Annotated in this window: 16 protein-coding genes; 14 read left to right on the forward strand and 2 right to left on the reverse strand. The window is 56.2% G+C overall.

The features are described 5' to 3' along the window. Positions 1-736, reverse strand: a 736-nt coding sequence (locus AC222A_RS16980; protein WP_486775311.1) for an IS256 family transposase, incomplete at its 3' end; no start/stop codon positions are given. Positions 737-853: 117 nt separating this feature from the next. Here AC222A_RS16980 and AC222A_RS16985 point away from each other — a divergent pair. The 11 genes from AC222A_RS16985 to AC222A_RS17035 all read left to right on the forward strand — a co-directional run bounded on the left by AC222A_RS16985 (position 854) and on the right by AC222A_RS17035 (position 12,000). Then, positions 854-2,383 carry a TonB-dependent receptor gene (locus AC222A_RS16985; protein ID WP_372747154.1) on the forward strand — a complete coding sequence of 510 codons (1,530 nt, stop codon included), beginning with the start codon at positions 854-856 and terminating at the stop codon, positions 2,381-2,383. 236 nt (positions 2,384-2,619) lie between these two features. After that, entirely contained in the window at positions 2,620-3,936 is a 1,317-nt protein-coding gene (locus AC222A_RS16990) for an MFS transporter (protein WP_273009888.1), read from the forward strand. A gap of 132 nt (positions 3,937-4,068) precedes the next feature. After that, positions 4,069-4,758 (forward strand): 4-carboxy-4-hydroxy-2-oxoadipate aldolase/oxaloacetate decarboxylase, encoded by a 690-nt coding sequence (locus tag AC222A_RS16995; protein WP_273009886.1) that lies wholly within the window; start codon positions 4,069-4,071, stop codon positions 4,756-4,758. A 2-nt stretch (positions 4,759-4,760) separates the two neighbouring features. After that, positions 4,761-5,861, forward strand: a complete 1,101-nt coding sequence (locus AC222A_RS17000) for a 4-oxalomesaconate tautomerase (RefSeq protein ID WP_372747153.1) — start codon at positions 4,761-4,763, stop codon at positions 5,859-5,861. Further along, positions 5,854-6,774: an NAD(P)-dependent oxidoreductase gene (locus AC222A_RS17005; protein WP_008250897.1), complete on the forward strand. Its 921-nt coding sequence runs from the start codon at positions 5,854-5,856 to the stop codon at positions 6,772-6,774. The genes AC222A_RS17000 and AC222A_RS17005 overlap by 8 nt, the downstream gene beginning before the upstream one ends. Positions 6,775-6,778: 4 nt before the next feature. Beyond that, a complete protein-coding gene (locus tag AC222A_RS17010) occupies positions 6,779-7,801 on the forward strand; it encodes an amidohydrolase family protein (RefSeq protein WP_008250899.1) in 1,023 nt (340 codons plus the stop codon). Continuing rightward, on the forward strand, positions 7,798-8,688 hold the full coding sequence (locus AC222A_RS17015) for an amidohydrolase family protein (protein WP_008250900.1): 891 nt from the start codon (positions 7,798-7,800) through the stop codon (positions 8,686-8,688). The genes AC222A_RS17010 and AC222A_RS17015 overlap by 4 nt, the downstream gene beginning before the upstream one ends. Before the next feature lie 26 nt (positions 8,689-8,714). Next, positions 8,715-9,092: a protocatechuate 4,5-dioxygenase subunit alpha gene (gene ligA, locus AC222A_RS17020; protein WP_008250901.1), complete on the forward strand. Its 378-nt coding sequence runs from the start codon at positions 8,715-8,717 to the stop codon at positions 9,090-9,092. A 47-nt stretch (positions 9,093-9,139) separates the two neighbouring features. Then, a complete protein-coding gene (locus tag AC222A_RS17025) occupies positions 9,140-9,979 on the forward strand; it encodes a class III extradiol dioxygenase subunit beta (RefSeq protein ID WP_008250902.1) in 840 nt (279 codons plus the stop codon). 54 nt (positions 9,980-10,033) lie between these two features. Next, the gene (locus AC222A_RS17030) at positions 10,034-10,978 is read left to right on the forward strand and encodes a Gfo/Idh/MocA family oxidoreductase (RefSeq protein ID WP_008250903.1); all 945 of its coding nucleotides are present in this window, start codon (positions 10,034-10,036) and stop codon (positions 10,976-10,978) included. 32 nt (positions 10,979-11,010) lie between these two features. Next, on the forward strand, positions 11,011-12,000 hold the full coding sequence (locus tag AC222A_RS17035) for an aldo/keto reductase (protein WP_008250904.1): 990 nt from the start codon (positions 11,011-11,013) through the stop codon (positions 11,998-12,000). A 231-nt stretch (positions 12,001-12,231) separates the two neighbouring features. On the opposite strand, the gene AC222A_RS17040 is transcribed toward AC222A_RS17035, so the two are convergent. After that, the gene (locus AC222A_RS17040; RefSeq protein ID WP_486775312.1) at positions 12,232-12,678 is read right to left on the reverse strand and encodes a glutathione S-transferase family protein; all 447 of its coding nucleotides are present in this window, start codon (positions 12,676-12,678) and stop codon (positions 12,232-12,234) included. A 62-nt stretch (positions 12,679-12,740) separates the two neighbouring features. Here AC222A_RS17040 and AC222A_RS17045 point away from each other — a divergent pair, with 62 nt between their 5' ends. The 3 genes from AC222A_RS17045 to tnpC form a co-directional block, all read left to right on the forward strand. Further along, the gene (locus tag AC222A_RS17045; protein ID WP_486775313.1) at positions 12,741-13,091 is read left to right on the forward strand and encodes a transposase; all 351 of its coding nucleotides are present in this window, start codon (positions 12,741-12,743) and stop codon (positions 13,089-13,091) included. After that, positions 13,088-13,423 carry an IS66 family insertion sequence element accessory protein TnpB gene (gene tnpB / locus AC222A_RS17050; RefSeq protein ID WP_486775314.1) on the forward strand — a complete coding sequence of 112 codons (336 nt, stop codon included), beginning with the start codon at positions 13,088-13,090 and terminating at the stop codon, positions 13,421-13,423. The genes AC222A_RS17045 and tnpB overlap by 4 nt, the downstream gene beginning before the upstream one ends. Before the next feature lie 101 nt (positions 13,424-13,524). Further along, the coding region (gene tnpC, locus AC222A_RS17055; protein ID WP_486775315.1) for an IS66 family transposase at positions 13,525-14,396 on the forward strand (872 nt) is incomplete at its 3' end.

Below are 14,396 nucleotides of genomic sequence, written 5' to 3' on the forward strand. Positions count from 1 at the left end.
GGAATGCCGCGCTGATCGCGTCAGGGAAGCCCTTGAGCCCATCGACGCAGGCAATGAGAATGTCCTTCACGCCGCGATTTTGGAGCTCTGTCAGGACGCCCAGCCAGAACTTGGCGCCTTCGTTTTCAGAGAGCCACATCCCGAGCAGTTCTTTGTGGCCTTCGAGATTGACGCCCAGGGCCAGATAAATCGCCTTGTTGATAACCTGCTTGTCTTGGCGGATTTTCACCACGATGCAGTCCAGGTAGACAATGGGGTAGACCGGATCCAGGGGACGAGACTGCCACTCCACAACTTGACCGATCACGGCCTCTGTTACTTTGGAAATCAGGGTGGGCGAGATGTCGGCGTCGTACATTTCCTTGAATGTCGCGACGATTTCCCGGGTGGTCATGCCCTTCGCGTAGAGGCTCAGGATCTTGTCATCCATCGAGGTGAAGCGGGTTTGGCCCTTCTTCACGAGTTGCGGCTCGAAGCTGCCCTCGCGGTCACGAGGTGTGTTCAGCTCAAACTGTCCGTCCTCGGTTTTCAAAGTCTTGCTGGTGTAGCCATTGCGACTGTTGGTGTTATCGGAGGGCTGGTGCCTGTCGTAGCCCAGATGCTCGTCGAGTTCGGCATTCAGCGCCGCCTCGACCGTGATCTTGGTCAGCATCTGGCTGAACTCGTTCAGGTCTTTCTCGGTCTTGAGGGTTTTGGCAGCCTCCCGTGCGAAGGCTTCAAGTTCTTTCTTGTTCATCTTGCCTATCCTTACCCTGTAAGGGTTCAATGATAGGCGGTTTACACAGTTTTATTTACAGGCTCCCTCAATGCCCCAATTGCCGGCAGTTGGGCTGCTCGTATCTTCGGTTATACCTTGGCTGACGATTCTTTCCTGACTAATCCGGGTACCCCCGGTACCAATACCGATCCTGATGCTGGCAAGCGAAGCGATATGGGTGGGCGTATTGCCATCGCTGGCAATGTGACAGACCGCCTGTCTTTGTATGCAAATCTGCGTTACAGCCATCTCGATGCACCAAACAACTTCTGGGTCAGGGAATTGGATCCAGATTTTGATTACCCATTGACGCTGGACGCGACAAGGAACCCCCGCCATAAAAAGGACAGCCTGTTTGGCACACTGGAATTAACCTACGACCTGGACGCGTTCACGGTGACCTCCTTGTCGTCCTATTTTGACGCGGATTCCGCGCGTACTGTTGATCTCGACCTGTCTCCCGCGTTCATTCTCGGCAGTGAGAGTCTGCACAATTACGAAACCATAACCCAAGAAGTTAGGCTAACCTCTACCGACGATTCACCGTTTCAGTGGTTGGCTGGCGTGTATTATATGGAGCATGAGCGGGATGAACTGTCGAACCTTATCATGCCCCCCGATACCGCTAGCCCTTTTCGCAATTACGATCAGGGGAGTGAGCAGCAGGCGGCCTTTGTCAACCTGACATACCGGTTCGATGCCATTGAGGTGGCCGGTGGTGCGCGGGTCAACCGCTGGGAAAGCTCAAGAACCAACCTGGATACCGGGCTGTCGGGGGAGCAGTCGGAAACAGACCTGTTGTTTCGCGGATCGTTATCGTGGTACTTCGATGAAGACAGTTCGCTTATCTACGGTGTTGTTGCCCAGGGTCTTGAGCCAGGTGGTTTTAACCTTACCAATTTCACCGGTTCCGGATCGCTATTCGGGTTTGGCCCGGAGGAAGCCACCAGCTATGAAATAGGCTACAAGGCACAACTCCTGAATGACAGCATGCAATTCACCCTTGCCGGCTTTTATATCGATTATGACGACAGGCAATTCGAACTCACCGTCGCCGATCCCAATGAGCAAGGCGTCGTTGAAGGAATTATAAACGCCGGTGATTCAACGCAGTGGGGGGTTGAAGGCGAATTGCAGTGGCAGTTTAGTAGAGCTTGGTCGGTCTCTGGCGGCGTTGGGTATCTAGACGCGTCGTGGGATGATGGCCTGGTCTCGCCGGTGAACAATACTGACCTGTCGGGGGAGAGACCGCCGCAGACTCCGGAGTGGAGTGGCACTGCCTCGCTCGATTACAGTAATCAGCTCAATGCCGACATGCGAGTTTTCGGTAGGCTGCAGTTACAATACAAAGCTGAAGTAAGTACCAACGCGCAGTTTATCGACGAGCCGGGTGATGACTTTTCGTTATGGGAAAACCCTTCCTATACCGTTGTAGACTTCAGTCTGGGCGCAAGGTGGAAATCATGGGAGTTCGTATTCTTAGTGGAAAACCTGCTCGATGAGGACTATTACGTTGATAGCGGGGAGTTTCCTAATTTCGATCCCACTATTTCCCAAGGTTCTGTGATTGCGGCGACACCGGAGCAGGTGCGACGCTATAGTTTATCCATGGAGTTCAGTTTCTAACGGGTTGTCTCAACATATAGTCTTGCTGAGATGTCCTCGGAAATACAGAGGATTACCTCTGCTGTATTTCTTCTAGTCCTTTTAGGTCTGTTTTAACTGAAAATGGAAAATACATGAAACTACCTAGTCAAAAATAGGTAGTATGATCTGTTTTTTTATAATATTGCATGTCTGCAAACGTGAATAAGCTGCTCCAAGACAAAGTTGTGCAGAGTCGCGCTGGAGGAAAGTCCTTGATGAACCCGAATAACAACAATAATGCTGCTGATGTTCAGCCAGCTTCCGGTATACAAGCGTGGGGGGTGGTTGGGTTGGCGGCTGGCGCACAGGCGGTCAGCAATATCGACCAGGCTGTGGTCGGTCTCGCCGCCGAGCCGATTATGGAGGAGCTGTCGCTCACCACCGCGCAGTATGGTTTTGTCGCTGGTAGCCTCTACACACTCTATTCTGTGGGGGGGATCGCTGTCGGCTTGCTGGCTGCGCCGCGCTTTAGCCCGCGTTCGATTTTGATTGTGATGCTTCTGCTCTGGTCGCTCTCTCAGTTGCCGATAGTTCTTGCGGCCTCGTTTACTGTCCTCGTTGCCTGTCGAGTGGTGCTTGGCGCCGCCGGGGGGGCGGGTACCGCGACCAGTATGAATATTTGCCATGAATGGTTTCCGGACAATCGCCGGTCAGTGCCCAGTTCCCTGCTGATGGTGGGCGGGCCAATCGGCACCATGGTAGCGGCGCCCGCGCTTACTTATATCATTATTTATTACGGCTGGCGCAGCGCCTTTCTGACATGTGCTGTGTTGGGGCTGGTCGTTATGTTCGGTTTTCTTCTGGTTCGGAGAAATGGACCCTATGCGGCTGAACCGGTGCCAGATCAAAAGGTGCACGAGGCGCCGGGGGAGTTTCGCCGCCTAGTGCTTGACCCTACCATTATCGGCAACGCCCTAGTTGGGTTATGTGCCTATTGGGTGATCGGTTTCATGATGGCGTGGCTGGCGCCCTATGTTCGGGATCAGGGGGGGCTCTCGGCAATGTCCAGCGGCTGGGCTCTCTCTTTTATCTTTCTTGCCCAGAGTATCATTGTGGTAGCCGTTGCCGCACTGTCGCAACGGTTACTTAATGCAGGGTACAGCTCGCGGGTCGGACGTAGCTATGTGATGGTGGCCTGCCTGCTTGGCAGTGCAGCTTGTTTCATCGCAATGGCGTTGGTTACCAACGGCGCTGCGCGGCTTGTTCTTGTCACGCTTGCTACGTCGTTGGCGGGCTCTATTTTTGCCTTGAGCTCGGCGATGATTACCGAGGTTGTACCTGGTGCAGAACGCTATCGCCTGATGACGATTACTTTTGCTTTGGTAACGCTCTCTGCACTGGTCTCCCCCGGCCTTGCCGGTGCTTCCATTGAGCTGGGCGCAACCCACGGCTGGCGTTTCGCGCTGCTGCAAATCGCGGCGGTGGGTGTGATAGGGGGGCTTATTGGTCTTCGGACCTTGCACCCGGCCGCGACTATTGCCCGCTTTAGTTCGGGGAGTGCGGCAGCGGTGGATGCCAAAGACTCGTCTTGAGGGCGGGGTTAGGGTGCGGGATTAAAATAAGATATAGAAAAATCTTATACCCCGGCGTGGCTTTCGAACATCCCTGAAGCGGTGGCTTGCTCCATAATGACGATTGATATCGTTAAGTCAGGAGAAGCTGCAATGCCAGTTTGTGTAACCGATATTACACGTGTTTCGGCAGCGGTGCTGGAACAGTATCAGGGTGCTGAAGTGGCCACGGTTCACGAAGCGCAGGGCCGCAAGGGCTTGATGGCTTCGTATATGCGCCCTATTTACCGCCCCGCAAATATTGTCGGCAATGCCGTAACCTGTGAGGTGGCGCCGGGTGATAACTGGATGCTGCATGTGGCAGTAGAGCAGTGCCAGCCGGGCGATGTTCTGGTAGTGGCGCCGACCAGCCCTTGTGAAGATGGCTATTTTGGCGACCTGCTGGCTACCTCGCTGATGGCCAGAGGTGTAGTTGGCTTGATAATTGATGCCGGTGTGCGCGATGTGGCCACACTGACTGAAATGGATTTCCCTGTCTGGTCCAAAGCCATTTTTGCTCAGGGCGCGGTCAAGGAAACCGTTGGCAATGTCAATGTTCCTGTGGTTTGTGCCGGTGCGCTGGTTAACCCTGGTGACTTAATTGTTGCGGATGACGATGGGGTTGTGGTTGTGCGCCGCGAAGAGGTGGAGGCCGTACATGCCAAGGCGCAGCAGCGTATAGCCAATGAAGATGTCAAGCGTGAGCGCTTGGCCGCTGGTGAGCTGGGACTGGATATCTACAATATGCGCGAACGTCTGGCGGAAAAGGGCCTGCGTTACGTGAAGTCGCTGGACGAAGCCTAATCATGCAGAAGGCGATTCCCTGTCAGGTTATGCGTGGCGGCACTTCCAAGGGGCTGTACTTTCTGGCTAGTGATCTGCCCACTGAGGCTGAAGCCCGTAACCGCTTGTTGCTGGCGGCAATGGGCTCTCCGGATGCCCGCCAGATTGATGGTATGGGTGGGGCGCACCCGCTCACCAGTAAGGTAGCGGTGATCTCGCCATCGTCGCTGCCCAGTGTGGATGTGGATTACCTGTTCTTGCAGGTAGTGGTGGATAAAGCCGAGGTTAGTGACGCTCAGAATTGCGGCAACATTCTGGCCGGTGTTGGGCCCTTTGCCATTGAGAATGGTTTGGTTGCCGCTGAGGACGGCCATACTGATGTCAGAATCCATATGGTTAATACCGGCGCCCGCGCGACGGCTCGGGTGGAAACCCCCGGCGGTAGCGTGAATTATGTTGGGCAGGCTCGTATCGATGGGGTGCCGGGCACGGCGGCGCCGATCCCGATCGATTTTCTCGATATTGCCGGCTCCAGTTGTGGTGCCTTGTTGCCTACAGGCAACACCCTCGATGTGATTGATGGCGTAGAAGTGAGCTGCATCGATAACGGCATGCCGGTGGTCTTACTGCGGGCGGCAGACTTTGGCCTGAGCGGGTTGGAGTCTCCGGCGGAGCTGGAAGCCAATGCCGAGTTGAAAGCGCGCATCGAATCCATCCGTCTGGCGGCGGGCAAACTGATGAATCTGGGTGACGTGACCAGCAAAACCGTGCCCAAGATGAGTCTGATCTCTGCGCCGCTGGCCGGCGGTTCGATCAATACCCGCACGTTTATCCCTCACCGGGTTCACGAAGCCATTGGTGTGCTGGGTTCGGTCAGTGTGGCCTCCGGCTGCATGTTGCCGGGTTCGGTCGCGCAGTCCGTGGCAGCGGTGCCTGCGGCCGATGGCGTATGTCAGCTGGAGGTGGAGCACCCGACCGGGTTTTTCACTGTAGAGATGGAAGTGGCCGGTAGCGATAGCCTCGATAGCTTTACCGTTAAGCGCGCGGCCCTGTTGCGCACGGCGCGGCTGCTGATGCGCGGTGAGGTGATGGTGCCCGCCGAGTTGGAGAGCGAGCATGGCTGACCTTGAGCTGGCTAAAGTGAAGCGCATCGCGCTGATTGGTTTAGGCGAAGTGGGCCTGGCCGTGGCCGAGGACCTGCTGGCGAAAACCGAACTGGACTTGCAACTGTGGGACGCGCAGTTTGGCACGACCGGCAGTGCGGCAGAAGCGCACTGGGCGTCGTTGGCATCCTCTGACCGGGTGAGTCGGGCTGCGGATGCGGCAAGTGCTGCCAAAGACTGCCAGCTGGTGCTGTCGATGGTGACCGCCGAGCAGGCGGTGCCCGCCGCGGAGTCGGTGTTGGCGGGACTAGCTGCCGAGGCTTGGTTTGTCGACCTTAACTCCATCTCGCCGGCAGCCAAAAAGCAACTGTCAGAAATGGTGACGGCCGCAGGCGGACGCTTTGTCGAGGCCTCGGTGATGTCGCCGATTCACCCCAAGCGCACCGACGCGCCGATCTTGTTGGGTGGCCCCCACGCGGCGGCCTTCGAAGCTATTGGAGAGCAGCTGGGCTTTAGCGACATGCGTGCCACTTCGGCGGAGCTGGGCATCGCGGCGGCTACAAAAATGTGTCGCAGTGTGATTATTAAAGGCATGGAGGCACTGGTAACCGAGTCCTTACTGGCCGCGCGGCACTACGGTGTTGATGAGGTGGTGCTGGCCTCGCTGAATAACCTGTTCCCCCGCCCCGACTGGCCGGAACATGCCCACTACCTGATTACCCGCTCACTACTGCACGGAGAGCGGCGCGCGGCAGAAATGCGTGAAGTGGCCAAGACCGTCAACGAAGCGGGTTTGTCACCGTGGATGAGCGCGGCCTGTGCCGAGCGCCAGGACTGGGCGGCAAAATTCAAAGCCCAGCTGAGTGAAACAGAATTGAACCCTTTGCTGGACGCGATCAACGCCCAAATTAGTACTATGAATGGAGAAGCCTAGAATTATGAAAATTATCGATTGCCACGGGCACTACACTACTGCTCCAGAACCCCATCAATTGTTCCGTGAGGCACAGCTGGAAGCCTTTAAAAAAGGCGAAGCGCTGCCTGAAGTGCCGCAAATCAGCGATGACCAGATTCGTGAGAGCATCGAGCAGAACCAGATGCGCCTGCTGAAAGAGCGTGGCGCCGACATGACCATCTTCTCGCCACGCGCCTCCACCATGGCTCACCATGTTGGCGACGAGGCGGTGTCCAAGCAATGGACCAGCGCCTGTAACGATCTGATTAAGCGAGTAGTCGATCTCTACCCCGAAACCTTTATTGGCGTGTGCCAGTTGCCTCAGTCGCCCGGTGTGCCGATTGCCAACTCCATTGCCGAGCTGGAGCGCTGCGTCAACGAGCTGGGTTTTGTCGGCTGTAACCTGAACCCCGACCCTTCCGGTGGTCACTGGACTTCCGCGCCGCTGACCGATAAAAGCTGGTACCCGTTCTATGAAAAAATGGTTGAGCTGGATGTGCCGGCGATGGTGCACGTGTCCGGTTCCTGCAACCACAACTTCCACGCTACCGGTGCCCACTACATCAACGCCGACACCACCGCGTTTATGCAGTTTCTGCAGGGCGATCTGTTCAAGGATTTCCCTGAGCTGCGCTTTATTATTCCCCACGGCGGCGGCGCGGTGCCCTACCACTGGGGTCGCTACCGTGGTCTGGCCGACATGCTCAAGCAGCCGCCGTTGGACGAGCACGTGATGAAGAATGTGTTCTTCGATACCTGTGTTTACCACCAGCCCGGTATCGACCTGCTGTTCAAGGTGATCGACATCGACAATATTCTGTTTGGCTCGGAAATGGTCGGTGCGGTGCGCGGTATCGACCCGCAAACCGGACAGTATTTCGACGACACCAAACGTTATCTGGATGCGTTGCCGCTTTCCGACGAAGACCGCTACAAGGTCTTTGAAGGCAATGCCCGCCGGGTGTATCCACGACTGGATGCCTCATTGAAGGAGCGAGGAGAATGAGCCAGTTCACCCCCGACGCCGACTGGCTGCACTGGCACCAGTCGCCCAGCAAACCGAGCTACGTGCCACCTGCTGGCGCGGTAGATGCCCACTGCCATGTGTTTGGCCCCGGGGATTTATTCCCCTTTGCGCCGGAGCGCAAGTACACCCCCTGTGACGCCTCCAAAGATCAGTTGTGGGCGTTGCGGGATTATCTCGGCTTTTCCCGTAATGTCATTGTTCAGGCAACCTGCCACGGCGCAGATAACCGCGCGCTGGTTGATGCCTTGAACCACTCCAATGGTTTGGCTCGCGGCGTGGCCACGGTCAAGGCCAGTGTCACCGACAAGGAACTAGCAGCGCTGCACGCCGCCGGCGTGCGCGGTGTGCGCTTTAACTTTGTGAAGCGTCTGGTGGATGCGCTGCCCTTTGACAGCCTGAGCAGTATTGCCGAGCGTATCAAGCCGCTGGGCTGGCACATCGTGATTTATTTCGAGGCGCAGGAACTGCCCGAGCTGTATGACTTTTTTACGGCGCTGCCCACCACTGTGGTGGTGGACCACATGGGTCGCCCCGATGTCAGCAAGCCGGTTGACGGGCCCGAGTTTGAGTTGTTCGTCAAGCTGCTGCGTGAGAACGAGAATTTCTGGTCGAAGGTGACCTGCCCCGAGCGTTTGTCGCTGAGTGGCGCACCGACCTATGACGACTTTGTGCCCTTTGGCCGCCGCATTGTAGAGCTGTTTCCCGACCGCGTATTGTGGGGCACAGACTGGCCGCATCCGAATATGAAAAGCCATATGCCCGACGACGGCCATCTGGTTGATATGATTCCCCGCATTGCACCCACCGCCGAGTTGCAGCAAAAACTGCTGGTGGCTAACCCGATGCGGCTCTACTGGTCGGATTAAGCGGCTGGAATAACAGGAGGCTATTTATGGCACTAGACAAACCCTATCAGGATATTCCCGGTACCACGATTTTTGACGCCGATATGGCACGCCAGGGTTTCCACCTCAATCAGTTCTGTATGTCGCTGATGAAGGCGGAAAACCGCGAGCGCTTCAAGGCGGATCAGCGCGCTTACCTAGATGAGTGGCCGATGACCGAAGACCAAAAGCTGGCGGTACTTGCGCGGGACTACAACCGCATGATGTCACTGGGCGGCAATATTTATTTTCTGGCCAAGATTTTTTCGTCGGATGGACTGAGCTTCCAGCACGCAGCGGCGACTATGACCGGCATGAGTCAGCCTGAATACGCGCAGATGATGCTGGATGGGGGTCGTTCTCCAGAAGGCAATATGTACAAGTAACGCTCTACACTTAATACGCTCCGGTTGGGGCGCAATGAGGTACCACAATGGCAAAAATTACCGCGAGTGTATACTCGTCGCACGTGCCGGCCATCGGCGCGGCACTCGATAACGGCAAGTCTGGTGAGGACTACTGGAAACCACTCTTTGCCGGTTACGACTACTCCAAGGAATGGATCCGCGAGAACAAACCTGATGTGGTGCTGCTGGTATACAACGACCACGCCAGCGCCTTCGACTCCAATTTTGTCCCCACCTTCGCCATTGCCACCGGTGAGGAATTCCAGCCCGCCGATGAAGGTTGGGGGCCGCGCCCGGTGCCGGTGGTCAAAGGCCATTCGCGTCTGGCGGCACACATTGCTCAATCCGTGATTCAGGACGAGTTTGACCTGACGGTGGTCAATTCTCTGGACGTTGACCACGGCCTGACCGTGCCGCTGTCACTGATGTTTGGTCAGCCGGAAGAATGGCCTTGTCTGGTGATTCCTGTGGCGGTCAATGTAGTGCTATATCCGCCACCATCAGGCAAGCGCTGTTTTGCCTTTGGCGAGGCGCTGAAGCGGGCAGTCGAGTCCTTCGACGAAGACCTGAACGTGCAGATCTGGGGCACTGGTGGCATGAGCCACCAGCTGCAGGGGCCGCGTGCGGGGCTGATTAACAAGGAGTTTGATAACGCCTTTCTTGATCGTCTGGCGGATGATCCTCAGGCGCTGGTGGATATTCCCCACATTGACTACGTTCGTCAGGCCGGCTCAGAAGGTATCGAGCTGGTAATGTGGCTGGTTGCTCGTGGCGCCATGCAGAGCAAGGTCGTGCAGAAGCACCGCTTCTACCATGTGCCTGCCTCGAATACCGCAGTAGGCCATATGATTTTGGAAAATCCCTGAGTGATGTTGCAACATCAACGACGCCAAATGAATTAACGATATAAGGAGAACGCAATGAAGGTTCTGGTTTCTGGCCCCGGCGCTTTTGGTATCAAGCACCTGGACGGCATTAAAATTATTGATGGTGTAGAAGTGGTGTCGCTGGTTGGCCGCACCCTAGAAAAAACCCAGGCAGTCGCCGATAACTACGGCATCAAGCACGTCTCGACTGATCTGGCTCAGGCGCTGGCAGAGACCGAAGCCGAGGCAGTGATTCTGTGTACCCCGACTCAGCAACACGCCTCTGAATCGATTCAGTGCATGAAGGCGGGCAAGCACGTACAGGTAGAAATTCCCCTGGCTGACAGCTGGGCCGATGCTGAGGCGGTAATGAAAACCCAGCAGGAAACTGGCCTGGTTTGCATGGTGGGTCACACCCGCCGCTTTAACCCCTCTCACCAGTGGGTGCACAACCGTATTAAGAATGGCGAGCTGAATATTCAGCAAATGGATGTGCAAACCTATTTCTTCCGTCGCCAGAACATTAACGCCAAGGGTGAGGCGCGTAGCTGGACGGATCACCTGCTGTGGCACCATGCGGCTCACACTGTCGATCTGTTTGCCTACCAGGCTGGCGATCCGATTGTGAAAGCCAATGCGGTACAGGGGCCGATTCACCCCGAGCTGGGCATTGCCATGGATATGTCTATCCAGATGCAAACCGCCAGCGGCAAAATCTGTACGCTGTCGCTGTCGTTCAATAACGATGGCCCGCTGGGAACCTTCTTCCGATACATCTGTGATAACGGCACCTATATCGCCCGTTACGACGATCTGGTGAACGGCAAGGAAGAAGCAATTGATGTGTCGAAAGTCGATGTGTCCATGAACGGTATTGAGCTGCAGGATCGGGAATTCTTCGCCGCGATTGCTGAAGGCCGCGAGCCTAACTCCAGCGTTGGCAAAGTACTGCCTTGCTATAAAGTGTTGCACGACCTCGAGCAACAACTGGCTGGCTAAACAAACACCAAAGAGAAAGAAAGGGAAGGGCAATGCAACAGCGTAATATCGGCAGTCATCAGGTTCCGGCCATCGGCTTGGGCTGTATGAATCTCAGTCACGCTTACGGCCACCCGCCGAGTGAAGCCGATGCCATTACGCTATTGCATCGCGCCTTTGAACTGGGCGTGCGGCATTTCGACACCGCGGCACTCTACGGTTTTGGCAGTAACGAAACCCTGGTGGGCAAGGCGCTTAAGTCGCTGCGCGGTGAAATCCATCTGGCCAGCAAATGCGGTATGACCGGGGTTGATGGCAAGCGGGTGATCGACGGTCGGCCGGAAACCCTAGTGAAAACCATTGACGAAGCCCTGCAACGCTTGCAGACAGACCATATCGATCTCTACTACCTGCACCGCTGGGACAAAAGCGTACCCATTGAAGAAAGCATGGGTGCGCTGTCGAAAATGGTGGAGGAGGGCAAAGTCGGCGCACTGGGTTTGTCGGAAGTTTCGGCGGATACCCTGCGCAAGGCCCATGCTGTACATCCTATTACTGCCGTGCAGACCGAGTATTCGCTGTGGACACGCAATGCGGAAATTGCAGTGCTGGATTTGTGCCGTGAAATCGGCGCGACCTTTGTGGCCTTTTCACCGATTGGTCGCGGTTTTCTCTGTGGCGGTATCGACCGCCCCGAGCAGCTTGTAGAGGGCGATATTCGTCGGGGTATGCCGCGTTTTCAAGAGCCATACTTAAGCGCCAACCAGGAATGGATGGCGAAGTTTGCCACTCTGGCGGCCGAGAATAATTGCAGCATGGCACAGCTTTGTCTGGCCTGGTTGCTGACCCGTGGTGAGCATGTGCTGCCTATTCCCGGCACCACCTCACTGGCTCATCTTGAAGAAAACGTGGGCGCGCTGGAGTTGGTCTTGTCTGAAGAAACTCTGGGCAAACTCAACGAACTGATTAACCCGAATACGGTTCAGGGGCCGCGTTACCCGGCGGCGACCCAGCAGGAGATCGATACAGAAGAGTTTGCCTAAGCAAGCACTCTTCTCTGTATTGGCTCGGCATTTTGCTGAATCCTACTTGCAGAACCTTACTTAGCGCGCCATATAAGCAAGACCAAGAGCCGTTTGCTGTTCAGTCGGTGGCTATTGTTCGGATTTTTTCCAAATCTGGTGAAGGCTGGCCTTTAAATACCGCGTCCAGCGCTTCCCGCCAGATTGGGTCGTGCCACTCGGTAATCGCTTTTTCGTAGGCGGGGCGACTCTTCAAGCGGCGGCGATATTTGGGAGCTTTTCTTCTTCAAGAATTGCGCCGAGTGCAACTTCTTCCAGTCGGTGGAAGTGTGCCGCCATCATAATATCGGCTTGGCTGAATTCGCCAAACAAATACTCCTGTCCTGATTGCAGCATAGCCTCGATGTTTTTCAATTCCTCGCCCACATTTTGCAGTGATTTTCTGGATAGTGAGGGCGGTAACGGTAGCGAGCGGGCCATACTTATACCCCAGCGGCGTGCGGGAATAGGGTGCTTGCGGTACTTCCACAATACTGAGAGCGCCGGTTGTTGCTTAAGGCAGTAGCGCAACACCGGTAGTGTGAGCACGGGAGTTGAGGTGCCGAGTGATACGCCCAGGGCACGGGAATCATCCAGTGAAGCCTGTTCGATAAATGCACGCATTTGCGTCTGAGTATTGTAAGCGTCCGGTGAACTCACCTTTCACTGCCGTCGTGGGATCAACATGATGGTGTCCACCTATTTTTAAGTGGACACCTAAAATGGTTACTCAAGGATTACTCCCACCACCTGTTAAGCGGCAACGTCGCCGACACTCTTTGGAATTTAAGAAACAGGTACTGGCCGCTTGTGCTGAGCCAGACGCCTCCATCGCGGCAGTGGCGCAACGGTTCAATATCAATGCCAATCTGATCCACAAATGGCGTCGGCCTACAGAGACGGCGCGCGCTCCTGAGAACGGCGATTTTGTTAAAGTCGCGCTACCAATGCCGACAGTCTCAACGTCGCCACAAACACTCAAGCTGGAACTGACCTGCGCCCATGGCCCGGTTGTCATTCACTGGCCTATGGAGCAATTAAGCGCGCTGACCGACTGGCTGCGCTCATTGTGATCCGCATTGATGAGATTTGGTTAGCCCGAGAGCCCCTGGATATGCGCGCCGGTCCGGACACTGCCTTGGCGCGTGTGGTTCAAAGTTTTGGTGAAGCCCGTCCTCACTGCGCCTACCTGTTTGCCAACAAGCGCGCTAACCGGATGAAGGTGTTGGTGCACGATGGCTTTGGTCTTTGGCTGGCCGCCCGGCGCCTGCATCGCGGCAAGTTTATCTGGAGCAGCCTGCGCGAAGGTAGCGCTGTTACTCTGGATGAGGAACAGTTCCAGGCCTTGGCCACCGGCCTGCCCTGGCAACGCGCTGGTGGTGCTGCCACCATCTCGGTGCTGTAAATCTCGTCTGCTATGCTGCGCCAGCGCAGCATAGTTACTCGCTTCAGTCCATTTACAGAATCGTCATCGCAGGCGACGCCAAACTCTGGCAAAGTCGGTGTATGACTCAACTTCAACCTGCCGACCTTCAGAACCTCACTCCTGACCAGCTTCGGGAGATGGTGCTGCAGTTGCGCGGTACGGTTGCACAGCGCGATGCGTCTATCCAGAAGCTGGAAACCCACAACGACAAACTCACCCACGAGCTGGCCCTGCTGCGCCGGCACCGCTTTGGCAAACGCAGTGAAGGGATGGATAAACACCAACTCGCGCTGCTGGATGCGCTGGTGGATGAAGACATCGCTGCCATTGAAGCGGAGCTGGAAGCCCTCTCGCCAAAGGCCGCTGAGCAACGCGTGCGCCAACGGGCCAAGCGTCAGCCATTACCCAAGGACTTACCCCGCACAGAGATCCATCACGATCCTGAGAATACGACTTGCCCCTGCGGCTGCGCCCTGACCCGCATTGGCGAGGACATCAGCGAGAAGCTGGATTACCAACCCGGTACCTTCAGTGTCGAGCGTCATATCCGGGGCAAGTGGTGTTGCCGGGACTGCGATAGCCTGGTGCAGGCGCCGGTGGCGCCCCACATCATCGACAAGGGCATCCCCACCACCAACTTGCTGGCCCAGGTATTGATCAGTAAATATGCCGACCACCTGCCACTGCATCGGCAGGAGCAGCAGTTTGCGCGGGCCGGTGTCTCGATCCCGCGCTCTACACTGGCGGATTGGGTAGGTCGTTGTGGTGTAGAGCTTCAGCCCCTGATTGATGCCTTACGGGAGACGCTGCTCAAAGAAGCCGTACTGCACGCCGATGAAACCCCGGTGGCGATGCTGGCCCCGGGGAAGAAACAGACACATAAGGCCTATGTCTGGGCCTATGCTTCAACGCGGTACTCGGCAATCCAGGGTGTGGTCTATGACTTCCAGCC

Source organism: Litorivivens sp. (assembly GCF_057445395.1).

What these genes read in the sequence shown, in the direction of transcription:
- AC222A_RS17000 (WP_372747153.1), top strand. Translation starts at nt 4,761, where the DNA reads ATGCAGAAGGCGATTCCCTGTCAGGTTATGCGTGGCGGCACTTCCAAG.
- AC222A_RS17005 (WP_008250897.1), top strand. Translation starts at nt 5,854, where the DNA reads ATGGCTGACCTTGAGCTGGCTAAAGTGAAGCGCATCGCGCTGATTGGT.
- AC222A_RS16995 (WP_273009886.1), top strand. Translation starts at nt 4,069, where the DNA reads ATGCCAGTTTGTGTAACCGATATTACACGTGTTTCGGCAGCGGTGCTG.
- AC222A_RS17030 (WP_008250903.1), top strand. Translation starts at nt 10,034, where the DNA reads ATGAAGGTTCTGGTTTCTGGCCCCGGCGCTTTTGGTATCAAGCACCTG.
- ligA (WP_008250901.1), top strand. Translation starts at nt 8,715, where the DNA reads ATGGCACTAGACAAACCCTATCAGGATATTCCCGGTACCACGATTTTT.
- AC222A_RS16990 (WP_273009888.1), top strand. Translation starts at nt 2,620, where the DNA reads ATGAACCCGAATAACAACAATAATGCTGCTGATGTTCAGCCAGCTTCC.
- AC222A_RS17045 (WP_486775313.1), top strand. Translation starts at nt 12,741, where the DNA reads ATGGTTACTCAAGGATTACTCCCACCACCTGTTAAGCGGCAACGTCGC.
- AC222A_RS17010 (WP_008250899.1), top strand. Translation starts at nt 6,779, where the DNA reads ATGAAAATTATCGATTGCCACGGGCACTACACTACTGCTCCAGAACCC.
- AC222A_RS17035 (WP_008250904.1), top strand. Translation starts at nt 11,011, where the DNA reads ATGCAACAGCGTAATATCGGCAGTCATCAGGTTCCGGCCATCGGCTTG.
- AC222A_RS17015 (WP_008250900.1), top strand. Translation starts at nt 7,798, where the DNA reads ATGAGCCAGTTCACCCCCGACGCCGACTGGCTGCACTGGCACCAGTCG.
- AC222A_RS17025 (WP_008250902.1), top strand. Translation starts at nt 9,140, where the DNA reads ATGGCAAAAATTACCGCGAGTGTATACTCGTCGCACGTGCCGGCCATC.